The sequence below is a fragment of the Gilliamella sp. Nev6-6 genome, assembly GCF_001690605.1.
Classification (GTDB): Bacteria; Pseudomonadota; Gammaproteobacteria; order Enterobacterales; family Orbaceae; genus Gilliamella; species Gilliamella apicola_C.
Genome location: NZ_LZHP01000045.1, coordinates 46162 through 70613 on the forward strand (window position 1 = coordinate 46162; position 24452 = coordinate 70613).

General features: G+C 36.4%; 23 protein-coding genes and 1 pseudogene. 18 read left to right on the forward strand and 6 right to left on the reverse strand.

The genetic code is table 11. The annotated features are described in order from the left end of the window. Nucleotides 1-8: 8 nt before the first annotated feature. From A9G42_RS05655 to A9G42_RS05735, 17 genes are all read left to right on the forward strand, one after another. On the forward strand, nucleotides 9-320 hold the full coding sequence (locus tag A9G42_RS05655) for a phage tail assembly chaperone (protein WP_034910063.1): 312 nt from the start codon (nucleotides 9-11) through the stop codon (nucleotides 318-320). Between the two features lie 47 nt (nucleotides 321-367). Continuing rightward, nucleotides 368-625 carry a DUF1799 domain-containing protein gene (locus A9G42_RS05660; RefSeq protein ID WP_080702287.1) on the forward strand — a complete coding sequence of 86 codons (258 nt, stop codon included), beginning with the start codon at nucleotides 368-370 and terminating at the stop codon, nucleotides 623-625. Between the two features lie 121 nt (nucleotides 626-746). Beyond that, nucleotides 747-1184, forward strand: a complete 438-nt coding sequence (locus tag A9G42_RS05665; protein ID WP_065652888.1) for a hypothetical protein — start codon at nucleotides 747-749, stop codon at nucleotides 1182-1184. A 263-nt stretch (nucleotides 1185-1447) separates the two neighbouring features. After that, the gene (locus A9G42_RS13880) at nucleotides 1448-2221 is read left to right on the forward strand and encodes a BRO family protein (protein ID WP_065652889.1); all 774 of its coding nucleotides are present in this window, start codon (nucleotides 1448-1450) and stop codon (nucleotides 2219-2221) included. A 57-nt stretch (nucleotides 2222-2278) separates the two neighbouring features. Beyond that, nucleotides 2279-5311: a phage tail tape measure protein gene (locus A9G42_RS05675; RefSeq protein WP_065652890.1), complete on the forward strand. Its 3033-nt coding sequence runs from the start codon at nucleotides 2279-2281 to the stop codon at nucleotides 5309-5311. 1 nt (nucleotide 5312) lies between these two features. Further along, nucleotides 5313-5654 carry a phage tail protein gene (locus A9G42_RS05680; protein ID WP_065652891.1) on the forward strand — a complete coding sequence of 114 codons (342 nt, stop codon included), beginning with the start codon at nucleotides 5313-5315 and terminating at the stop codon, nucleotides 5652-5654. Nucleotides 5655-6035: 381 nt separating this feature from the next. Further along, on the forward strand, nucleotides 6036-7103 hold the full coding sequence (locus A9G42_RS05685) for a hypothetical protein (RefSeq protein ID WP_065652892.1): 1068 nt from the start codon (nucleotides 6036-6038) through the stop codon (nucleotides 7101-7103). Between the two features lies 1 nt (nucleotide 7104). After that, on the forward strand, nucleotides 7105-7539 hold the full coding sequence (locus A9G42_RS05690) for a hypothetical protein (protein WP_065652893.1): 435 nt from the start codon (nucleotides 7105-7107) through the stop codon (nucleotides 7537-7539). Nucleotides 7540-7815: 276 nt separating this feature from the next. Next, nucleotides 7816-8646, forward strand: a complete 831-nt coding sequence (locus A9G42_RS13885; protein WP_065652894.1) for a phage antirepressor N-terminal domain-containing protein — start codon at nucleotides 7816-7818, stop codon at nucleotides 8644-8646. A 69-nt stretch (nucleotides 8647-8715) separates the two neighbouring features. Further along, nucleotides 8716-9450: a phage minor tail protein L gene (locus A9G42_RS05700; RefSeq protein WP_065652895.1), complete on the forward strand. Its 735-nt coding sequence runs from the start codon at nucleotides 8716-8718 to the stop codon at nucleotides 9448-9450. A gap of 1 nt (nucleotide 9451) precedes the next feature. After that, nucleotides 9452-10174: a C40 family peptidase gene (locus tag A9G42_RS05705; RefSeq protein ID WP_065652896.1), complete on the forward strand. Its 723-nt coding sequence runs from the start codon at nucleotides 9452-9454 to the stop codon at nucleotides 10172-10174. After that, entirely contained in the window at nucleotides 10164-10781 is a 618-nt protein-coding gene (locus A9G42_RS05710) for a tail assembly protein (RefSeq protein ID WP_065652897.1), read from the forward strand. The genes A9G42_RS05705 and A9G42_RS05710 overlap by 11 nt, the downstream gene beginning before the upstream one ends. Before the next feature lie 7 nt (nucleotides 10782-10788). Continuing rightward, nucleotides 10789-14085 (forward strand): host specificity protein J, encoded by a 3297-nt coding sequence (locus A9G42_RS05715; protein ID WP_065652898.1) that lies wholly within the window; start codon nucleotides 10789-10791, stop codon nucleotides 14083-14085. 1 nt (nucleotide 14086) lies between these two features. Then, the gene (locus A9G42_RS05720; protein WP_065652899.1) at nucleotides 14087-15136 is read left to right on the forward strand and encodes a hypothetical protein; all 1050 of its coding nucleotides are present in this window, start codon (nucleotides 14087-14089) and stop codon (nucleotides 15134-15136) included. 13 nt (nucleotides 15137-15149) lie between these two features. Further along, nucleotides 15150-15443 carry a hypothetical protein gene (locus tag A9G42_RS05725; protein WP_065652900.1) on the forward strand — a complete coding sequence of 98 codons (294 nt, stop codon included), beginning with the start codon at nucleotides 15150-15152 and terminating at the stop codon, nucleotides 15441-15443. Between the two features lie 63 nt (nucleotides 15444-15506). Then, entirely contained in the window at nucleotides 15507-16793 is a 1287-nt protein-coding gene (locus A9G42_RS05730) for a hypothetical protein (RefSeq protein ID WP_065652901.1), read from the forward strand. 2 nt (nucleotides 16794-16795) lie between these two features. Next, nucleotides 16796-17128, forward strand: a complete 333-nt coding sequence (locus tag A9G42_RS05735; protein WP_218837773.1) for a tail fiber assembly protein — start codon at nucleotides 16796-16798, stop codon at nucleotides 17126-17128. On the opposite strand, the gene A9G42_RS05740 is transcribed toward A9G42_RS05735, so the two are convergent. Beyond that, a complete protein-coding gene (locus A9G42_RS05740) occupies nucleotides 17129-17347 on the reverse strand; it encodes a hypothetical protein (RefSeq protein WP_179854617.1) in 219 nt (72 codons plus the stop codon). Nucleotides 17348-17676: 329 nt separating this feature from the next. On the opposite strand from A9G42_RS05740, the gene A9G42_RS05745 reads away from it, so the two are divergent. Beyond that, on the forward strand, nucleotides 17677-17871 hold the full coding sequence (locus A9G42_RS05745; protein ID WP_065652903.1) for a thermostable hemolysin delta-VPH: 195 nt from the start codon (nucleotides 17677-17679) through the stop codon (nucleotides 17869-17871). Between the two features lie 64 nt (nucleotides 17872-17935). Here A9G42_RS05745 and uvrA read toward each other — a convergent pair whose 3' ends face one another. The 5 genes and pseudogenes from uvrA to A9G42_RS05770 form a co-directional block, all read right to left on the reverse strand. Then, complete coding sequence (gene uvrA, locus A9G42_RS05750) at nucleotides 17936-20776, reverse strand: excinuclease ABC subunit UvrA (RefSeq protein ID WP_143426110.1); 2841 nt, start codon at nucleotides 20774-20776, stop codon at nucleotides 17936-17938. Between the two features lie 228 nt (nucleotides 20777-21004). Continuing rightward, nucleotides 21005-21943 carry a sugar kinase gene (locus A9G42_RS05755; RefSeq protein WP_141674768.1) on the reverse strand — a complete coding sequence of 313 codons (939 nt, stop codon included), beginning with the start codon at nucleotides 21941-21943 and terminating at the stop codon, nucleotides 21005-21007. Nucleotides 21944-21958: 15 nt separating this feature from the next. Further along, on the reverse strand, nucleotides 21959-22438 hold the full coding sequence (locus tag A9G42_RS05760) for a YhcH/YjgK/YiaL family protein (protein ID WP_065580791.1): 480 nt from the start codon (nucleotides 22436-22438) through the stop codon (nucleotides 21959-21961). Nucleotides 22439-22899: 461 nt separating this feature from the next. After that, nucleotides 22900-23220: a hypothetical protein gene (locus A9G42_RS05765; protein ID WP_065652905.1), complete on the reverse strand. Its 321-nt coding sequence runs from the start codon at nucleotides 23218-23220 to the stop codon at nucleotides 22900-22902. A gap of 35 nt (nucleotides 23221-23255) precedes the next feature. Further along, nucleotides 23256-24452: pseudogene (locus A9G42_RS05770) on the reverse strand (IS256 family transposase); the annotation flags it as partial.

The window sequence follows — 24452 nt, forward strand, 5'->3', positions numbered from 1 at the left end:
ATAACTAAATGGCAAAATTTAAATTAGTCGCAGAACCAACGTTTAAGTGTAATGTCTTAATTCCTCGTGCAGGTCAAGAGGACGGGCAAATCGAACTCACTTTTAAACATTACTCAGCAGATAAGCTCGCTAAACTTGAAGATGAAGTTAAAGATAAACAAATCGTCGATCTTGTCATGAAAATAGTTCAAGGTTGGAGTTTGGATGAAGAATTTAATCAAGAAAATATGCAAATCTTATTAAATAACTATCCTGCTGCTTGGCGTGCGATAACCGATACATACTATAAAGAAATGTTAGGTCAACGCGAAAAAAACTAATTGAACTTGCCATTGCTCTATATACCCCCGAGCCGTCAAAAGATGAACTGGCGGCATTCGGTCTAACCGAAGATGATTACGCTGATGAGTATGTAGAAATATGGCAAGACAATTTAGATGTTTTTAAGCTATTTAAAGCAATGTCCACCCAGTGGCGTACAAGCATGGGTGGCGTTACAGGGCTTGATTACAATTGTTTGCCATGGGTTATGAAAGTTAACAATATAGCTGAAAACGAGACTATTTTTAATGATATTCAAATAATGGAAAGCGAAGCCCTGAAATTAATGCACAAATCAAAATAATTGTTAGTTTAAAGGGTAACATTTGAAAAGTCACCCATCAGTCAAACCACCTGCGGGTGGTTTTTTATTGCCCTAAATTATTAAATAACATACCATTAACAAAAACTTTAAGGAGAATGGTATGAAAAGAATTTTACTAATTAGTCTAGTTAGCCTAGCTTTATTTGGCTGTGAAGAAAAAAAAGTAACCGAGGAAATGCTTATTGGGGATTGGAGATGTGATTTTGCGCAACAAATTGCTAAATGGAAAGATGGGGCTTTTCAGGATTACGGCAAGATTGAAAGAGGTAAAGATTTAATAAAATATTTTATGAAAGATGGAACTCTGTATTTTAATTTTGGGAATCCGACTTCTTACCCATTTAACCTAGCTTCCTATTATGATCAATCGGAAATTATTAAGTTTCTCGATAATCATAATATAAAACAACAAAAATCTATAACGTACATTTCTCATGACAAATATGAAACTGTAGATGTAATGGAAGACATTTACACCAATAATAGTGAAAATATTAAAACAAAAACCAAATTAGTTTGCGAGCGAGTTCAACAATAAAAAATTACATATTTGTTGACTAACAGATAAAATTAATTGTATATTTTGAATTGAGGTGTCGAAACCTTATCAAGAAGCGGACATATCGCCCCGTTAGTGTGATTTTTTTATGCTCAAAATCTATGCCGAGAGGGTGAGGAATAAAATACCAGCAATGGGAATAACTCCAGCCGACTTCTTGCGGTTTTCGAACCTCTTGGCGCCCAACAAACAAAAATAAAATAAGTTGGGAGTTTAATTCGAAAATAACAAGAGGATATAGTATGTCAAACTTAACAATTTTTAACTTTCATCAATCTCAAGTTCGTATCCAATTATTAAATAATGAACCTTTATTTTGTCTTACCGATGTTACTAATATTTTAAATGTTAAAAACGCCAATGCTAGTCGTTTCAATATGTCCGAGGCTGGTATACATAAAATGTATATCAGGTCAGGAGGGCAAAATAGAGAGATAACTTTTATAAATGAGCCAAACCTATATCGTGTAATTTTCAGAAGTAATAAAAAAGAAGCCGTAGATTTCCAAAACTGGGTATTTGAGGAAGTTTTGCCGACAATCCGCAAAACTGGATCATATTCGTTAACAATTAACGCCGAGCAACAACAGCAAATCAAGCAAGCAGTAAACGAGCGTTCTTACCGAACAGGTGAGCATTATCAAGCGATTTATACTAAGTTATATGAACAATTTAAAATCCCTCGATACCAAGATTTACCAGCTAGCAAGTTCGACGAAGCTATTAAGTGGCTGGGCGGTGTACATTCTCGAAGCGGTTTATCTGATGAGGATTGGTATAAATTAGCTAGATTATTATTTGTTGCTAATTATATGAGAGAAAAAATACAGTTAATCGAACCAGCGTTAAGAATAATTGATTCATCTTATAGAGGTGCTTTTTATTCTATGGGTGTTGAATTTAAAAGAGACATTGAATCAGCGCGATTGATTATCAAAAGGGAAACAATGCATATTATTACAAATCATCTTACTGCAAACTGGAATAGAGTATTACCAGTCATTCGATATCACTAATCAAATAATATTTAAATATAACCACCTTCGGGTGGTTTTTTATTATCTGGAGAAATTATGGCGGAAGAAATTACTTCACTACAACTTAAAATTGATGTACAAAGCGTTGATGAAGCCAATAAAAAGCTAGATGTTTTTAGCAAAAAAGCAGAAGAAGCGGCATCGGCTACTGACGACTTGACAGAGGCCAAAAAACGCGGCTTAAAAGTAACCGATGAAGAACTGAGGGATTTTGAACGAGTTTATCAAAATGCTGTAAAAGGCGCAAAAGCATCACGAATTAAAGCTGAACAAGAAAGAAAGCTTATTGCAACTAGAAAGCAGCTTGCGGCGTCTAGCGATAGATTATATGTCGGTTTTAGAAATCAGCTTGATAGTTTGAAAGATGTTAATACTGCATCAAAAGAATTGGAAAAAATAAGTAGTAGTGTCAGCAAAGCATTCAGAAACAACGAGCTTGACCTTGGTAACTACACGCAATTACTACGAGATGTTGCAACAAAGCAAAGAGAAGTGACGACCGCTGAAAATATCGCAACAAAAGTAAAAACTGATTTTTTAAACAAATTAAAAGCACAAGTAGCAGCTCAAAATCTATCTAAAGAGCAGTTATTGCGATATCAAGCTGCACAACTTGGAGTTAGCTCATCTGCTGATGTTTATATTCGAAAACTAACGCAAGCAACGAAAGAAACCCAAAAATTAGGCACAGCGTCTTTAGCTACTAAGCACCAGTTAGCTACAATGACGACACAGATGATGCGAGGAAATTTCACAGGTCTACAAACTTCTAGTATGTCTATGATCATGAAAAATGGCATAGGCAATACTTTTAGTACCCTGTTAACCTCGTTAAACCCTGTAAATATTGGTATCTCAGCAATGGTTGGGCTACTCGGTAGCATGATACCAAAGCTTTTTGAAACTGAATCTGCAACTGATAAATTAGCAGCAGCGCAAGACCGCCTAAACAAAGTATTGAATACGGACAAGAGTACAGGGCTTACTTTTTTGTCTGATGATATGGTGCGATTACTTAAAAAGGATCGCTCATTAGTTGAAGCGGCATTGAAATCTAGTGAAAAAGATTTAAAGACAACTATTTCAAATATAAAGAGTGAGTTGCAACACAGTTTTATTGATATAGAAGAATTTAAAAGAGAATATCGTACTCTTCAAGGAACCGACAGCCAATCTGGTTTAAAAGATGTCTTAAAACGAATTCAGCAAATTACTGAAAGTGGGCAAGATTTAAATACAATGCTAAAAGCTAACGACCGGGCAACATATGAATTCGTCAGTGGCATTCAGGGGAAAATTGAAAATTATGCTGAATATTTTGGTATAACAAAAGAACAAGCTCAAGATTTGCTTGTTGAGTTATCCAGCATACAATCAGAAACAGACTCAATTAAAGTAGAAGAAAAAATAAGCAATTTAATAAAGGAGTTGAGTAGGCTATATGTTACATCAGACAACAGTCCCGACAAGTTTAAATCTTTGATTGACGGGCTTCTTGAAATAGCAAATAAAGCAAGTGATGCAGCGTTTAAAGTTAAATTTTTAAAATCATTAACTAACGTAGGTAATGCTGTAGACCCCAAGAAAAGTCCGTTTTATCAATATCGTCTAATGTCTATGAATCGAGAACAGCGCATAAAAGCTGAAATCGAGAAAATGCAAGCAGACGCAAAAAGATCTAATGAAATAAATCCGGGCTCAGTGACAGAAAAAGATATAGCAGACGCGGCAGCAGCAATTAGAGCGAGAAATGCCGAAAAAACAAGCTCAGCAACCAATTTATTACGCACATCACAACAGCAAGAAATCAGCTTGAAAAATCAACTTCAAGCCTTGCGTGAGCAAAGTTCAACAGTTAACACTATCACATCCGAGCGTAAGAAGTACTTTGATTTGCAAGCTCAGATTCAAACACTAGAAAGTACTGGCAATAAAGCAAGAATGTCAGCGCATGAAAAGTATGTGCTTGCGCATAAAGATGCTTTGCTTGCTCAGTTCGCTAAAAATGCAGCTATTAGTGAAGAAATTTCACAATACGAAACAGCGACTAAAGCGCTTCAAAAAATGCAAGAGTACACTACAAACTTAATTGCAAGCACACAAATCAAGCAAGCGACGTTTGGCATGACGTCAAAACAAACTGGCAGACAAACTGAGCTGATGCAATTAGATAAAAATCAAAAAGATGAATTATCAAAAATTACAGATCAATATCAAATAGAGCAAATAACACAAAAATACATAGAGGCAAAACAAGCACTACAACAAAGCTGGCAACAGGAAGACATCAATCAAACTGATTGGTTTGCAGGGCTGAAAGTTGGACTTAACGAATTTTCAGAGGCTTCAAAAAATATGTTTGATGCTTTTCGCGATGTAGGGCAACAAACACTTGGTTCGGTTAGTCATTCATTAACTGAATTTGTTACGACTGGGAAAATGAGCTTTAAAAGTCTTACTAAGTCAATTCTCACCAACATTATCGAAATCATCAACAAGTTGCTAGTTGCTCAAGCAATACAATCAGCCATGGGGTGGTTTGGAATGGCTAGCGCTGGTGCTGGTGCCGCAACAGGAGGGCTACAGCAGGCTTATAGTGGCGGCTTAATTCGTGGGTATGCAACTGGTGGGGATGTTGGATACAGTATTAAATCGTGTGGTTTCACAGGACGAGGCAACAAGTATGAACCAGCAGGAATTGTACACAAGGGCGAATTTGTTTTTACAAAAGAGGCAACTAAACGACTTGGTGTCGGCAATCTTTATGCGCTGATGAACGACGCTCAAAGAGGATACGCAAGTGGTGGTGCAGTTAATCTTGGTCATGCCTCACCAATTGCTTTTACTCGTAAATCAAGCGGTTCATCTAACGCCGTAAACGTTACAGCTAACGTAACAGTGAATATGCCGTCTACCAACAATGATACGTCAGGCGTTAAAAGTGGTATTGATGCTCAATCAGCTCAAAAACAGATTGGCGCAGTCATTCAAAAGGAGATGAATGAAATGTTTAAAAAATCCGTTTCTCCCGGAGGGGAGCTATATAACATAATGAAAACAATGAGGTAATATGGAACTAGATATATTTAAATGGAAAACAATGGGCAATCCAAAAAATACAGATTCATCAAGCATTAACGAAGCTGGGTTTGGCGACGGATATGTCCAGTTATCCAGTAATGGTATTAATAATGCCAGTGAATCGTGGGACTTAACTTATACTGGATGCGTCAACGAAATAAAAGAAGTTCGTGATTTTTTAAACACGCATATTATAAAGTCGTTTTTGTGGAAAAACCCGTACGGCGAAGAAAAATTATATCGAGTTGTGAATAAATCTATCGAATCCGAATTTGTTGGCGGCAAGGTTGTTTCATTATCATTCAAATTTATTCAAGCTTATTCACCTTGATTAAAAATCATTCAGAAAAGCCATTAATTTTATTAAATTTTTTCTGGCGTTTTTTGAGGGGAAACTCAACAACCCTTTTTTAACTTTCTTTCTAATTTATTGAAAAATATAGATTAATTGAAGCACTAGAAAAAAGGGTTATTTTCGGGGAGATGGTTAAAATTTAGTTAAAACAAAAGGCTATGTTTGATATAATCTAGATTACCGCTGCATAAGCGGTTTAGAAAGAAATTACCGCGGGTCCGCAGACGCAGGATACGATTACCGCTGCATAAGCGGTTTAGAAATAAATGGATTACCGCCGAGTAGGCGGTTTTTTATTGCACTTAACGTAATGATCACATAATATCAATATTCATATTGTGGATATTTGGATTTTTTATGGAGCACCTAAATAAAAATTATAAATTAAAGCTAATTATAGATTTTATTTATACTCATTCTGAAACCAATCTTAATAAGATTGGTTATAGTTTGGGGCTTGGTGCAAATCTCATAACAGGATTGTTTTTAATATTAGAAAAAGCAGGTGTTGTTTTACTTAAAAACGAGGTTATCTTAAAAAAGATTGAAGACAAAGGCGCAGCAGAAAAAATAATAGATAGTTTTTTGAAAAGAAATGAACTATATCATTCATATCAATCCAACGGCTTATCTTTCAATGAGTTATTAAAGGAAGCGACAAAGTTAAAAAAGGACAAACAATATATTGATGCGTATCAATTATTACGAGCAACTTTAGAAAACGCTCCTAAAGGTCAAAGTATTGATCCTAGGGTTATTGTGAGACTACCATATTATTTAGAATTAAATGGAAATTTAGAAGAAGCATTAAATGAGTGTTCAAGGCTTCTAAATAAATCGAAAAAGGGATATTTTAGGGTTACTGAAGAAAAAGCAAATACATATAACAGTGAGTTTCTAAAATTCGATAGCATTTTTACTAGCGTTCCGATATTAACAAAAATGTCATCTATATTTGAAAAACTAGGGCGCTTTGATGAGTCGCTGTATTGTGAAATACAAATTTATGTTATGCTTGGAAAATATTACTACCATTTTATAGAAAATATCGTCTCTAACGCAGATGATTACGCAAACAGTAAATACATGGAATTTGATTCATATGACGGCGGGAAAATATTAATTGAACGACTTCCTCCCAGCAATCAACAGGTACTAGCCTATACCGAAAAAGGTAATCCAATTCATGATATTACTTATAACTACATTCTAAAATGTAGAAATAATTATTTATCTATAAGTAATATGGAAAAATCTTTTAGAAAAAACTGCTATAAAATAGGTATTAATTATTTATTAGAAAATATAATTGAAAAAGTGACAGACTTAATAATTGATAAAGAATTAACAGACCTAGAATGGCTCGATGAATTAGAACGCTGGTTTGAAATAACAGTTTTTAAAGTAACTAAGAATAGGACGTGATATGAAAAATTTATTGTTAATAAGCTTACTTGGATTAACATTAATTGGTTGTGAAGAAAAAAAAGTAACTGAGGAAATGCTTATTGGGGATTGGGAGTGTAGTGCAACCGAACAAAGAGCAAAATGGAAGAATGGGGTATTTCAAAACTATTCAACAACAATTGACCACGGAAAATCATTAGTTACGTATTTAAAAGAAAATGATAGTCTTTTTGTAAAGCTGCCTGATAGTGATGAAAAAATAAAGCAGGATTTCAAAAAATTAAACGAAAGTTACGAAGATTCTTTGGGTGACAGAAGAATAGTCGGCTTTTCCAAACTTGAATATATATCAGATAATGAGTTTAAACTTACTTCTGAGTCCACTAGAACGCAAGATAAACAAGAGGACAATGAGAAAATTAAAACCTTAATGCACTGTACCAGAATCAAATAACCATAAAGCCCGAAAAGGCTTATTTAAATTTAGTCAATTTGTTATTGACTACCAAAGCAATTTAATTGTATATTCTTGTTCAGGTCTCAAAACCTAAACAAAGCGGACACCGCCCCGATAGCATGCGGATTTTTTACGTCTAAAATTCAATGTCGAGAGGGCGAGGAATAAAATACCTTAGGGGAATAACTCCAGCCTTTCTTTGTTAGGCTTTTGAGCCTCTCGACACCCATTTAAATGGGTAATAATCTCAAAAAAATAAACAAAGGATATAGCATGTCAAACACAAAATTAGAAACAATTCAGTTTCACAATCAACAATTAATCGTTCTTAATCACCAAAGCAAACCTTATATTGCAATGAAACCAGTTTGTGAAAATATTGGTTTGGATTGGCACGCACAACTAAATAGAATTAATAGACATCACGTATTAAGTCAAGGTGTCGCCATGATAGCGACCCCCACAAAAGGTGGTTTACAAAAGTACGCTTGCCTCCCAATTTCAATGATCAACGGTTGGTTATTCGGCATTGAAACTAGTCGAGTAAAACCAGAAATAAGAGCAACACTTGAACAATATCAGCTTGAATGTTTCGATGTACTTTATAACCACTTTATGCCGAAAGTAGCCCGAGATTTTCCTAACACTATTTCACCTGAACAACAACAGCAAATCCAACAGGCTGTCAACGAGCGAGTTTATCGAACGGGTGAACGACATCAAGCAATCTACACAAAACTACATCAGCAATTTAAAATCCCACGCTACCAAGATTTACCAGCTAGCAAGTTCGACGAAGCTATTAAGTGGCTGGGTGGTGTAAGCGTTCGGAGTGGATTATCTGATGAAGACTTATACATCTTAGCAAGATTGTATTGTATCACTCATAGAATGCACCACTTTATCAGACTAATTAGTCCAGCATTGGATTCTATAGCATCAAAATATGCCGAAAATTTCCACTCAATGTCATTTCATTATGAGCGTGAAATCAACAATGCAAGACTGATTATTGAGCGAGAAACGGTACACATTCAGCCAAAAAATATTATTGATGATTGGAATAGAGTATTGCCAACTATCAGATTAAAAATTTCTAAATAAAAACATCGACTATTATTAAAATCAAACCTAAAGCTCGCATTTGCGAGCTTTTTTATGTCTGGAGGAAATATGACGATAACCCAAGATTTGCAATCTCTTGAGGGGAATCAGCTTATACAGCTAATAGAGGTGGATGGAGCTAAGTTTGGGCTTGACGAAGTACTGAGATTTCATGCCCATAATATTTCGCCTAACGGGTGGGCGTCGTTTGCCGCCGAGAATTTGCCGTCAATAAAATGGCAAGGTAAAGAATATTTACCATATCCCTATGAGTTAAAAGACATTGAATTGAGCAGCACAGGATCGCAACCAACACCAAGACTATCCGTCGGCAATATAGACGGTCGAGTAACTCGACTTTGTCTTGATTATGATGATTTGGTGCAAGCAAAAGTCAAAATTCATACAACAATGGCTAAGTATCTTGATGCGGATAATTGGCTTAATGGAAATCCTACCGCTGACCCAACCCAAGAACGAGTTCAATTATTTTTTATCAATAACAAGCGAGAAGAAACAAAAGCGACTGTTGAGTTTGAGCTGTGTTCACCTTTTGACATACAAAATCTTAAATTACCTACACGGCAAATAACAACGGTTTGTACTTGGTGTATGCGTGGGTGGTATAGAACGGGTACAGGGTGTGATTATGCCGGTAATAAATATTTCACTAAGGACGGTATAGCAACGGATGATCCTGCTAAAGATCAGTGCGGTGGCTTATTAAAGGATTGCAAGGCTCGACATGGCAATAACCCACTCCCTTTTGGTGGTTTTCCTGCAGCAAACTTACAGGGTAAATAATATGAGACAAAAATTATTAGATGCAATAAAAAAACATGTTGACAGTGAATACCCTAACGAGGCGTGCGGACTAATTGTAGACACAGGGAAAATGCAAAAATATATACCGTGCAAAAACATATCAGATAATCCCAAGGAGCATTTTGTCATATCCCCTGATGAGCAATTAGAGGCGGAAAAACAGGGTGAAATCATCATGATTATTCATTCTCATCCTGACGTGGTATCACTTGTTCCTTCAGAATTTGACCGTATTCAATGCGACTATTCGGGAGCCGAATGGGGAATTATGTCTGTTCCTGATGGTGATTTTTGCACAATATCACCGCGTGTAAATCGGGATTATACAGGGCGTCAATGGTTGTTGGGATATGCTGACTGTTGGGCGCTTATAATGGATTACTATAAACGAGAGTATAACATCAGCCTAAAAAACTATTCTGTTGCTCACGAATGGTGGGAGAGTGGAGATGAAAATATTTACGATGACAACTGGCGGGAAGAAGGTTTTGTAGAGGTTGAGCTGAAAGACATGCAAATTGGCGACATAATCATGATGCGAATTGGTGCACAGGTTACAAACCATGCCGCTATTTATTTCGGTGACAATCTTATTCTTCATCATCTTTATGGCCAATTATCATCAAGAACGCCATACGGTAAATATTTTAGAGATAGAACCGTTCGAATAGTACGACACAAGGAGTTATTTAATGCTGAGTAATGTAACGTTTAAAGGCGCAATGGCGAAACAATTTGGCAAAAATCATCAATACGATGTGCAGAATATTAAGGAATTATTGCGAGCATTATGTGCAACGATAAAAGGTTTTGAAAAATACATGAGTTCAGCGCATTTGATCGGTGTCCGATTTGCTTTTTTTGTTGATGGTAAAAACATTGGTATTGATGAGTTTGATATTAATGCTTGCGGCAAAAATTACATGATAATGCCTGTATCCCAAGGAGCAAAAAGTGGTGGTCTTTTGCAAGTTATTATTGGGGCTGTTGCGCTAGTTGCTGCATTTTTTACGGCTGGCGCAACGCTAGCTGAATGGGGGACAGCGCTGACTGCGTCAACAATTTCCGCAACATCAATTTTAACGGGTGTCGGTATTAGTATGATGCTTGGTGGTGTGGTTAATTTGCTTACACCGCAGCCTAAATTTAACGCTGGCGGCTCATCCAGCACAGAAAACAAACCAAATTATGGATTTGGCGCGCCAGTCAACACCAATGCTGTGGGATACCCAGTCCCTGCTTTACTGGGTGAGCGAGAAATTGGTGGCGCGGTGATTAACGCTGGTATTTATTCAGAAGATCAACAGTAGGTAAATTATGAATTTTATAGAAGGTCAAAAGGGCGGCAGTAAAAAGCAGCATAAACCTTATGAGCAACCAGACAACTTGTTGTCAACGGCCAAACTTAAAGTGTTGCTAGCACTGAGCGAGGGGGAGATCCAAGGTGATCTCTCCGAGCAAGATATTTATATAGATAATACACCATTAGCCAACCCTGATGGCTCAAGAAACTTTAATGGTGTCACGTGGGAATTTAGGAATGGCACACAAACTCAAGATTATATTCAAGGAATACCGGAAATTAGTAATGAGTTACGGGCAAATTATATAGTAAAAGAAGATAAACCGTGGGTGCGTTCATTTTCTAATTTGGATTTAGATGCTATCAGGATTAAATTAAGCGTACCGAGGTTGGTTCAATATAAGGATAACGGCGATGCGGTGGGTACGGTGGTAAAGTATTCAATTGATTTATCAACGGACGGCAGTGCTTTTCAAACTATTGTTAATGCCGAATTCAATGGTAAAACAACTTCTGAGTATCAAAGGGATCACCGCATTAATCTTCCTGATGCCGTAGATGGGTGGGCAATTAGAGTTAGAAGATTAACGCCCGATTCTAAGAACAATAGCAAGTTAAGTAACGCATTTTCGGTATCCTCATATGCAGAGGTTATTGATAGCAAGTTGCGTTATCCAAATACCGCTTTACTTTACATTGAGCTTGATGCCAGTCAGTTTAATGGGACAGTACCTAAAGTTACTTGCAAACCAAAAGGAATGATTGTTCAAGTGCCAGATAATTACGATCCTGTTAGTCGAACATATTCGGGAGTTTGGCGTGGTGGCTTTAAAATGGCTTACACGAATAATCCTGCGTGGCTTGCTTATTATTTAATGCGTGATGAGATAGCAGGAATGGGATTACGAATTGATTCTACCATGCTAGATAAATGGTCTATCTATCAACTAGGGCAATATTGTGACCAAATGGTTTCTGATGGAAAGGGCGGCAAAGAGCCACGTTTTGCTTGTAATGAGTATATACAAAGCCAAGAAGATGCTTACACAGTACTTAAAGACTTGGTGGCGTCATTTCGTGGGATAATTTTTTGGGGTAATGACCAGATTTGTTTAACGGCTGACATGCCACAAGACGAGCCTGATTTCATCTATCATCCATCTAACGTTATCGGTGATTTTGCATATTCAGGTGGTTCATATAAAAATAGATATACTTCGTGCTTAGTTGCTTATTCTGACCCCAATAACCATTATTGTGATGATGTAGAAGCGGTTTGGGACCATGATTTAATGCGTCGATACGATGTTAATGTAATGAAATTAACAGCTATCGGCTGTACATCACAAGCGGAAGCCCAAAGGAGGGGGCGTTGGGCATTACTTTCCAATGCGAAAGATGCAGTAATCACCTTTACTGTTGGCTTGGATGGGTATATCCCTATGCCTGCGCGAATTATTGGCGTAGCCGATCCGTCCCGTTCAGGTAAAGAAAACGGTGGGCGAATTCATGCGGTTTCTGGGCGAAAAATAACGCTAGATAGGGCTGTTGATTATGGCGCAGGCGATCGACTAGTAATTAACTTACCAGATGGTACAGCTCAAAGCAGAACCATTAAATCAATCAGTACCGATAAAAAAACGATTACGGTTTCAGCTAACTATAAAATTGAACCTGTGGCTGGTGCGGTTTGGTGTATAGATAGTGATAACATTGCAATTCAATATTTTAGAGTGACATCAATATCGGCAACTGAAAAAGGTCAGTTTATAATAACGGCTATTCAGCACGATCCTGATAAATTCAAATATATTGATGAGGGTATTCGGATTGAGTCAAAACCTATTACCGTTACTCCACCAAGTTCAATTTCTACCCCCAAAAATATTGTTATTTCCGAAAGTAGCTACATCTCTCAAGGATTGTCAATTGCCTCTTTAAATGCAACATGGGATACGGTGGAAGGAGCAACAAACTACGTTGCGCAATGGCGAAAAGATAATTCAGCTTGGATTAATGTTGGTCGTACAAACGGTACAAATTTTACAGTAGAGGGAGTTTATTCAGGTGTTTATGAGGTTCGTGTAAGAGCTGTTAATGCAATTGACGTATCTTCACCTTGGGCATACTCACAAGCGACTTCAATTAAAGGTAAAGTTGGCAAACCTGATAAGCCAATTGGGTTTACGGCTAGTGATGATGTTGTTTTTGGTATTGATTTAAAGTGGTCATTTCCTGACGGTAGCGGTGACACAAGTCATACTGAAATCCAATACTCTACTAATGAAAGTGAAGAAAAGGCACTACTGTTAAGCAATGTTACGTATCCAAGTTGCAGTTATTCACAAACAGGATTATCAATTGGCCAAGTGTTTTTCTATCGCGCTCGATTGATTGATAAGATCGGAAACGTTAGCGACTGGACAGCATGGGTTAGAGGGATTTCTAGTACAAATACAAATGATTTAACTGACCATATTTTTGATGAAATCAAAGAAACCGATGCTTGGAACTCTCTTATTGATTCAGTTGATAATGCTGCGATTAGTTCAATAGAAAACGCAAAAGCGATTATTGAAAATGCGTTAGCTAATGATACCGAAACACGCCGTCGCAGAGTTGAAAATGGTAGCTTATCGGCTGAAATCAAAGAAACCAACCATGCATTGTTAACTGAAAAAGAGGCGACTGCAATTGCATTACGCGAATTAAACTCTAAATATGGTGATGTTAACAGTAACTTATCAGAGTTAAAAAAAACTACCGCAGAGCAAAACTCAGCTACAGCACAAGCCATTCAATCCATCAATACAAAAGTGGGGGACGTATCCACGTCAATTTCAGATGTAAGCCAAACTGTAAATAATCTCAATGGCAAAATTTCAGCTCACAGAACAATGAAAGTTCAAGTTGACGGTAAAGGGCAACAGTATGTTGCAGGAATGACGATGGGAGTGGAAAACACTGATAAGGGAATGCAAAGCAACGTCATCTTTCTTGCTGATAAATTTATGGTTATGAACCAAGCGAATGGTGACCCTGTGCCGGCGTTTATCATAAAAGATGGTAATGTGATCATGAATGGCGCAATCATCGGTAGGGCGTCATTAAATTTCGCTACAATTTCAGACACGATTCAATCTGAAAATTATGTCCCAGGGAAAGCCGGGTGGAAGTTGTTTAAGAATGGTAATTTTGAAATAAATAGCTCTTTTCTTGGTGGCGGGCGAATTGAGTTAAATGGCAATGGTCTAGCTGTTTTTGATGAAAAAAATATACTGAGGGTATTGCTTGGTAACCTGAGGAGGTAATATGCCAAATTTTGGTTTAAAAATTTTTTATCAAGATGGTCCTGACGTTTTACTGGATTCGTCTTGCACTATGTGCTGTATTCTAGGCATATGCTGGGTTGGACAACGTCAAACCGGTATTTTTGTGCCCGATGGTTATCAGTATTACATGCATTTAACAAATGGATCTGGGTATAATATTGATTTTGAGGTAGATGAAGATGGCACTAATATTTGGGTGTGCGGCGCTTTTGATTCGAGAAGTTATTTGGATCATAATCGGCAGGTTATTTTGGAAAATGGAGCTAACGCGTGGGGGTATGGAGGTGACAGCGGTAGTGGGTATAATCAACTGTGTATAATAATTGGTTATCCGATACACAATCCTGCATCAGGATTCGGTATTTCATTCACGGGTCAAAATAATTTTTTCTCCATTAATCAGACGTCATTGTGCGCACCTGTAGTATTTAAGGGAGATATTACAATATCAGCTAAAGACGGATGGCGACCAAGCAATATTAATCCGTACCTGAACTTCAACAATTGCGCAGTCTTTGTTTATAGTGAAAATCAGGATTTATCAATTGGAATTGGATATAATCGGGATATTGATGAGCACGTATTATTTGCGCACAACACTGACGGTGTCAAGCTAAGTCGTGATATTTCTATAAAAGTGGTTGTTTTTGCAAAGCAAGAAATTGTAAATACTCAATCAAAATATGGAATGAGAATTTACAACGCCTCTGGTGAAATAGTCTATGATTCAACATCTGGAATTTTAATTAACCCACAATTATTCAGCTTTGGATCGATTAACCTTAGAGAGTTCGTCAATATACCAAACATTAGACGCCCCATGTTCATTCCAACATCAATTGGCGGTTATGCGAGTTTTGATAAATACAGTGGTGTCACTAAGCAAGTTGGCTTTGCTTCAAATGGATTTAGCCTAGCACCATCTTATATAAATCACGAAAATTATGAATGGACTCACCCATTTAACGGAAAATTTACTTCAAACTTTCCGTTAATGATTTTAGACGCTGAAAATTATTTTAAATTTTAAAAATGGAGCAATGATGAAAAAAATAATATTACTATTCATATTGTTATTTTCTAGCAATTCGTATTCTGAAAATTTAAATTGCAATGCAATTTATAAAGAAAAAACGTTAAGGGGAGCAGTAAAAAGTTTTGAAATTAGTAAGGTTAGAAAAATCAATGACAATCACTATGATTTAAGACTTAAATTGACTGGTTCCATACGACAAAAATTAGATAGTTTCCCGACTGAGAAAACTCATACTTTAATTGATATCAAATGCGCAAACGCCGAAAAAGAAAAGCAATTAAAGGGGTTGTTAAAATTATAATTCAATTTATTCAATAAAACCGCTCATGTAGCGTTTTTTTATATTTAAAATTTGAGGAAAATTATGTCTTGGTACAAAACCGGCACAGTAAACGTAATCAATAACAGCAAAATAGTAACTGGCATTAATACAAAATGGACAAATCCATTAATAGGAGTTTGCTCGGGACAAATGCTGATATTACAAACACAAAATATAATAGAAATATATGAAATTGCATCTATTCAGTCCGACACGCAGCTAACACTAGCAAAAGTGTATTCTGGAACGAGCAAAACAGGCATTACGTACGAAATACCAACATCACCGAAAGTTTCCATCGAGGCACTGGCATTGCGAGTATCTGAAATGTTGAATTATTATCAAATTCAACTTGATGCATGGCAAACGATATTAACAGGTGATGGAGATGTGACGTTAACAGCTCCGAATGGACAGGTTGTCACTATACGATCTCAACTATCAATATCAAATGAATTGGTAAAACTTGTTGAGCAAAGTCAGGGTTTTGCACAATCAGCTAGAGAATCAGCAACGACAGCAGCTAACGCGAGCGCAGCAGCATCAAGCAGCGAAAATGCCGCTAATTCATTTGTCGAGAGCGCTCGATTGTCAGCTACAGCATCAGCTAATTCAGCAGAGCAATCTAGTAATAGCGCAGTATTAGCACAGCAATCAGAAAACAACGCGAAACAGTCTGAGCAAAACGCAGCTAAATCAGCAGAGGACGCTAGGCAGCACGCATCATCTATTGATATCTCAAATTTTATCAAAAAAACAGGCGAGCAGCAGCAGTCGATAGATTGTTCACTAGATGTAAAACAGATAACTGAACAAGGGCGGCGTGTTTACTCACCAAACAATAAACCGACGGCTGATGATGTCGGTGCTATTCCCGCTGTTAAATCTGTCGTTAACAATTCTCTCATTTACGAGTCGTGTGTCAGCATAGACGTTGCATCATTGACAGTCAACGGGCACGCTGTTATTACTGATGTATCTGATATTCATGAACAAATCAATCAGTTAAGCGGCAGAATATATATCGTTGAATCGTATGCAAATGGTAATGGCTGGTATAACGTATATTCAAATGGATTTATTGAACAATCTGATGCGCAATTTATCGACACAGCGAATATAAATGCTGTTTGTAGTAATTTCATTAATTTATTGAAACCAATGAATACTCAAAATTATGGAGTCAGTATTGATAAAATAAGTAGTGGTCCGTGGGCACAGACAGAATTTGCGTACGCGGACGCTGGCTCAACTGGTTTTTGGTTAACATCGTTCACACCGTCAATTGCAGGGCGAGTTTTGGTGAGATGGACAGTGAGAGGGTATTGATTATGACATATACAAACGCAGAATACGCAGAAATGGCTATTAAAGCAAATAGGGAAGGGAAGCTGTTGAGAATTATAAAGGGCAAGCTGATGCTGGATGAACCTAAACATATTCAATTATCTGATGAGCAAATTATAGAGCAAAATAAATCATACAAAACCGCACTACATAATGAAGCCAACGAAAAAATAGCAATTTTGCAGGATATTATTGATTTAGGTATGCAAGAGTCTGATGAAGAGGCGCAGTTAAAGGCGTGGAAAAAATACCGCATATTATTAACTCGTGTTGATGCGTCAGATATTAATGCTAAATTTCCAGATAAACCTGGATAACTACCACCTACCACTATCAATTTTCAACTTACAATACTCAACAGCATCATCTAGCATCACAAAATCAGCAATATCATATAGCGTTTTTACTGTTTGATAGAGCACATAATTGTGATCGTCATAGCTGTTGATAATGTAGCATTCGCCAGATAGTTCTATTTCGTAATCATCTGGCGTCATGCGTATGTAAATTGGTAGTGTGTAGTTTATTGTTATCATTCTGTAAAAAATTGATGAATTTTATTTATTATAGATAAATATTTTTTGATGTGAACTTTTGAGAAAATGGTCGCAAAAAGTGTTAGAATATGTGAGAATATAATTGAATAACTTATTGATATTTAACGATGAAAAACTCGATAAAAAGTACTGTATATTCTAAGTTATTTTTATAAGTGATTGATTTATAAAAATATGTTTTCGGATTGCAAATCCGTCTACCTCGGTTCGACTCCGGGACGCGCCTCCATTTAAATTAATCATTTTTCTATTTTATTGGGTTTCATTTATTTTTCAATTTGGCGATCATAATATTATCAATATTAACTATGAGCTACTTTAATTATCATGCGAAAGCGAAGAAGTTAATCAAGAATGGCGATCTTGTTAGGTATGAATTTGTTGATGATTGGAATGGTATTAAACCTGCGTTAGTTTTATATTTTAAAAATGCTAATCCTATGCCGATTAGAGAATATCGGTGGAATGAATATTTGTCATTGTTGAACTCTTCATTTGAATAATGCAAAGAATGGGCGTTATATTTCGCCCATCTTATATGTTTTGAGTAGAAGTAATAGCACTTGGCTATTTGACTTTTTGTTTTTCTAACAATGGTTTTAAATATTTTCCCGTATAGGACTGTTTAGATTTTGCCACTTCTTCTGGTGTGCCTTCAGCGATAATTTCACCGCCACCATTACCTCCTTCAGGACCCAAATCAACAATCCAATCAGCGGTTTTAACCACATCCAAGTTATGCTCGATAACAACAATGGTATTTCCTTTATCTCGCAATGAATGTAATTGTGCTAGCAATTGCTTCACATCAGCAAAATGTAAACCAGTTGTTGGTTCGTCTAGTATATATAAAGTTCGACCTGTATCTCGTTTAGATAATTCTTTTGCAAGCTTTACACGTTGTGCTTCACCACCCGATAATGTGGTTGCTGACTGCCCAATAGTTATATAAGACAATCCAACATCAATCAATGTTTGTAGCTTGCGTGATACCATCGGAACTGCATCAAAAAATTCACGTCCTTCTTCAACGGTCATATTTAAAATTTCGTTAATCGACTTACCTTTATATTTGATTTCTAAGGTTTCACGATTATAACGGGCACCATGACACTGATCACAAGGCACATAAATATCGGGTAAAAAGTGCATTTCCACTTTAATTAATCCATCACCTTGACAAGCCTCACAACGTCCACCTTTAACATTAAAGCTAAATCGACCTGGAGTATATCCCCTAGCACGCGATTCTGGTACACCAGCATAAAGTTCACGGATCGATGTAAAAAATCCAGTATATGTTGCAGGATTAGAACGAGGTGTACGACCAATTGGGCTTTGATCAATAGCAATGACCTTATCAAAATAATCAAGCCCTTTAATCGCTTTATACGGTGCTATATCGCTTTTTTCTGCACCATTAAGTTCATTTTGAGCTAATGGATATAAGGTGTCATTAATTAAAGTTGATTTCCCCGATCCTGATACCCCAGTAATACAGGTAAATAATCCAACAGGAATATTTAATGTAACATCTTTGAGATTATTTCCCGTTGCACCAATAAGCGATAACATTTTTTTCTTATCAACTTTAGTGCGATCAGCTGGAATTTCAATTTGTTCTTTTCCAGATAAATATTGTCCTGTTAAAGAGGTTTTACATGCCATAATTTGTTTTGGCGTACCTTGTGCTACAACTTCACCGCCATGTACACCAGCACCAGGTCCAATATCAATGACATAATCAGCAGCCATAATAGCTTCTTCATCATGCTCAACCACAATAACCGTATTACCTAAATCACGTAAATGCGTTAATGTGTCAATCAAGCGGGTATTATCGCGTTGATGCAAACCGATAGAAGGCTCATCAAGTACATACATCACCCCAACAAGCCCAGCTCCAATTTGACTAGCCAATCGAATACGTTGGGCTTCACCACCTGATAAAGTTTCTGCTGAACGTGAAAGCGTTAAATAGTTGAGGCCAACATTAATCAGGAATTGTAAACGATCGTTGATCTCTTTTAATATTTTCTCGGCTATTTGTGCTCGTTGCCCAGTCAATGACAATTTATCAAAAAAGTCTTTAGCTTGTTGCGTACTTAAATCGCTAATCGTCGGCAAATTAGTATCATTTATAAAAACATTTCTTGCTGCTGTACATAATCTTGAACCATCACAGCAAGGGCAAGGCCGATGACTAATATATTTTGCTAGCTCTTCGCGGATAGTTTGCGATTCTGTTTCTTTATAGCGACGCGCCAAATTATTAAGAATACCTTCAAACGGGTGTTTACGCTTAACCACATCACCACGGTCATTTGTATACACAAATTGGATTTCAGTGCTACCTGAGCCATTCAATAAGATATCTTTTATTTTTTGTGGTAGCTTTTCATATGGTTTATCAATATCAAATTTATAATGCTCAGCTAATGATTTTAGCATCTGAAAATAATAAAAGTTGCGGCGATCCCAACCTTTAATTGCACCAGCCGCTAAGGAAACTTCTGGCATCTGCACAATCCGTTTTGAATCAAAATATTGTTGTATACCCAATCCATCACACTCAGGACATGCACCCGCTGGGTTATTAAATGAAAATAATCGTGGCTCTAGCTCCGAAATACTATAACCGCAAATAGGGCAAGCAAAATTAGCCGAGAACAAATGTTCTTGGGCTTGCGGATCATCCAAATTTGCTACTTTAACAATGCCATTAGTGATTGAAAGCACTGTCTCAATTGACTCAGCAAGACGAGGTTTTAAATCATCACGAATACGAAAACGATCTACCACAACCTCAATGGTATGTTTCTTTTGTAATTCAAGTAAAGGGGGATCTGAAAGATCATAGACATCACCATCTACTCTTACTCGAATATATCCACTGGCAGCAAGTTGTTCAAATAATTTAACAAACTCACCTTTGCGCTCTGTGACAACGGGTGCAAGTAACATATAACGATTTTCAGCAGGCAACGCCATAATACTATCAACCATCTGTGATACTGTTTGAGCCGCTAATGGTAAGTGATGATTTGGACAACGAGGCTCCCCAATTCTGGCAAAAAGCAATCGTAAATAATCATAAATTTCAGTGATAGTTCCAACTGTCGAACGGGGATTATGCGAAGTTGATTTTTGTTCTATCGAAATAGCAGGGGATAAGCCTTCAATATGATCTACATCAGGTTTTTCCATTAGTGACAAAAACTGACGAGCATATGCCGATAAAGATTCAACATAACGTCGTTGACCTTCCGCATATAGAGTATCAAATGCTAACGAAGATTTGCCCGATCCCGAAAGACCAGTAATTACAACTAGCTTATCTCTTGGAATGGTTACATTAATGTTTTTTAAATTATGCGTTCGCGCACCACGAATATCGATATCTTTGATTGACATAGATCTCTTCTTATATGTGTTTTTAAACTAAATGAATAGAAAACCAACTGTATATTATACCAGTGGCATTTAATTAAATATACTACTATATAGAGAAATGCATTAATTAAGTGTTTTTATACTCAAACACTAATTTTTCTGAAAATTTTAACAAAATACTTGTTGCACTTATTTGTTATAACATGAATAAAAACGGTCATTAATGACCGCTTTTTTGCAAATTTAATTGATTAATTTAGGTGTGGCATCAACGGGAATAATTGCCCCTCGATATTGTATAACTGTACCAGCAACTAAATGACCTTGCAATGCTGATTGTGTTGGATTCTTTCCGTTTAAACGGGCAGCAAGATAACCAGCACTAAACGAATCACCAGCTGCTGTGGTATCAATTACATTTTCCTTTGCTATTTTATTAGCTGGAACTTCGAAACGACCTTCAGCAGAATCAATAATACAACTATCACTGCCACGTTTGATTACAATTTCAGTAACGCCAAACTGCTTTGTACGTTCAATGACTTGCTCATAAGGCAACTTGCCCCATAACAAATCTTCATCATCTAACGTTAAGAATGCAATATCTGTATAGGATAAAATATCGGCATAAACACTACGAGCTAATTCAAGGCTACTCCATAAATGTGGACGGAAATTATTATCAAAGATGACTTTACCGCCATGAGATTTAACACGTTTTAAAAGTGCTAATAATTTAACAATACTTTCAGCATCTAAAATGGCAATACTAATACCACTCAAATAGACATAATCACACTGAGTAATTTGTTGAATGATTTTATCTGCCTCAGATGATTTCAACCAAAATTTAGCGGCAGCATCATTGCGCCAATAATAAAATGATCTTTCGCCCTGTTCATCAGTAACAATAGAATAAAGCCCAGGCAGTTTGTCAGGCATTTTTTGTACTAATTCCGTTTGAATATTTTCTTTTTGCCAACAATTTAACATCTCTTGACTAAAAGGATCAGTGCCAAGCGCTGTGACATAATAAATTGAAAAAACATTATCTTTTAATAAACGTGACAAATAAACAGATGTATTAAGTGTATCACCACCAAAGCCTCGGGTAGTCGAATCTTGTCTCATTGAAAGTTCGATCATGCATTCGCCAATAACCGCAATTTTTGTTGCCATAATATTTACCTAAGATCCTTATTCTAAATTTAAATAATCAAATGCAATTTTTACCACAACTTTACGAACAGTCACCATTTTGCCATCAATTGCGCAAAGTGGTTTATGCACTTCATGAGGAAAAAATACAATAAAATCGTTTGGTTGTAAAACTAATATGGTTTCTTCTTTCGGTGTTTCAATGAAAGCAATATCATTTTCTGTTAATTTATCATCTAAAATTGTTGTGTGAGGCGGTAACGTGCACACTGCCATTCCTTCTTGTCCTTCTAAAACAATCTGAACGTCAATATATTTTTCATGATATTCTGGGTTAGCCTCGTTGATGTGACGTGGAGAATTATCCGATACCATAAAAAACATTTTATCGCCATCAATATCATAACGCCCTATAGGAGTATTCCTATTTACGTTATCTTTAATATATTCAATTGACTGTTTTATTTTTTCTGGAAGATAAGGAACTAACCTTAAATGATTGATATTACCTATAATCATGCTAAATGATCCTTAAAAATATTGATGAAGATTAATACTGATAATGGCATTAATTGCAACTAACTTACACTATGATAAAGCTAATTAAATTAATAAAGAGTATATACTTAAGTCGTCTGCTTTTGTAGATCATTTGCTAATAAGTTTTTATAGCCTTTTATAGTTTAGTCATCGCTTGTTTACGGTTATATGAGATACTAATGTAGAGTAATCTACAAAAAACAAAACGAATACTTTATTGTGATCAAGGAATATAGCGGCTACGCCATAAAAAAATCACCATCATTATCAACGTGTTAACATCAGTTGTTTAACCATTGAAAAATGGGTTACGCCAATTCTAAATTGGAAAAGATAATAACGAACTAGTTTATTGTAGAGTGTGGCGATAGTATTTCTTGCCCCTTTTAACGGGTAAATGCGCAAACTCTGGCGCAGAGAGCCATAAACCACCATGCGTTTTATGGATATTTATAGATCCAAGTAATATTGGGATAATTTGCAAATGCTTGGGGAAAGAGATAAAAACCACTTAATGTTGGAAAATGAGTATACTTCCATTCAACATTAAAATCAGGTTGGAATTTAATAATAGAATCAAAAAGTAATGTTGTGCAATAAAGATGGGGTTGTTCTCTTGGTGCTAATATAAAAGCTTCACCTTGTTTGATTAAAAGGTCATTGACAATTTGCGATCGCTGCACATCAGACAAAAAATTAGGTCTTGCTATAGCATATTTTTCAGCTAATTCAGGAGTAATAAATTCGTTTAAGGTTGACACAATTGAGACTGTTCATAATTCTGTGTCAGCTTAATTCACAAAGAGATTACCTTATCAAGACGATTAGGAAAAAATATCATCAATTGTGACAATGCTAAATTCCAATTTTGGATTGGCATTGTCCATTTTTTCTCCGCATTTTGCAACCCTAAATACAGCAGCTTAAGTAGGCTATTTTCATTAGGAAATCCGCTTTTTGTCTTTGTTAATTTACGAAATTGTCGATGAATTGACTCAATAGCATTGGTGGTATAAATCACCTTACGAATAGGCTCAGGATAGCGGAAATAAGCTGATAAATTATCCCATTTACGACGCCATGATTGGATGACGATTGGATACTTATCGCCCCATTTTTTTCTCAAGTTCATCTAATGCATCAATTGCTGCTTCACGAGAGACCGCCTTGTAAACAAGTTTCAAATCGCTCATAAATGCTTTGTGATGTTTAGAGGCAACATACTTAATTGAATGGCGGATTTGATGAATAACACAAAGTTGAACCTCTGTTTGTGGGTAAATAGTATTAATCGCTTCAGGAAAGCCAACTAATCCATCGACACAAGCAATTAAAATGTCATTTAATCCTCGGTTTTGTAAATCGGTCAACACCGATAACCAAAAATGAGCCCCTTCGTTTTCAGATAAATACAAGCCTAATACTTCCTTTTTTCCGGCTAAATTAAGTGCAAGTACAGTATAAACAGCCTTGCTGTGATAAACCCCATCTTCTTTTACTTTATAATGAATTGCATCCATCCAAACAAACGGATAAAGCGATTCTAGCGGTCGTTGTTGCCATAATCTGAGCTCAGGAATGATTTTATCTGTAATGGCGGTTAAAGTTGCAGGAGAAAGACGAAAAGCATAAATCTCTTCAATATGCTGGCTGATATCTTTATAACTCATCCCCAGCGCATACATACTGAGAATTTTTTGTTCAATTTCATCGTTTAATGTTGTCTGATTTTTTTTGATGAGTTGAGGTTCAAATGAACCGTTTCTATCTCTTGGTGCATCAAGTTCGAAACTGCCTGATGAGCTTTTTATTGTCTTTGAACTCTTACCATTACGCCGATTAGGGGTAATGTCGTTGGCTAAATGAGAATCTAATTCCGCCGATAACGCCGCTTCTGTTAGCTGCTTGATTAATGGCGTTAAAATACCATCTTTACCCGTTAGCGGTTGACCATTTTGTAATAATTTTAATGCTTTTTCAAAATCAAATTCTT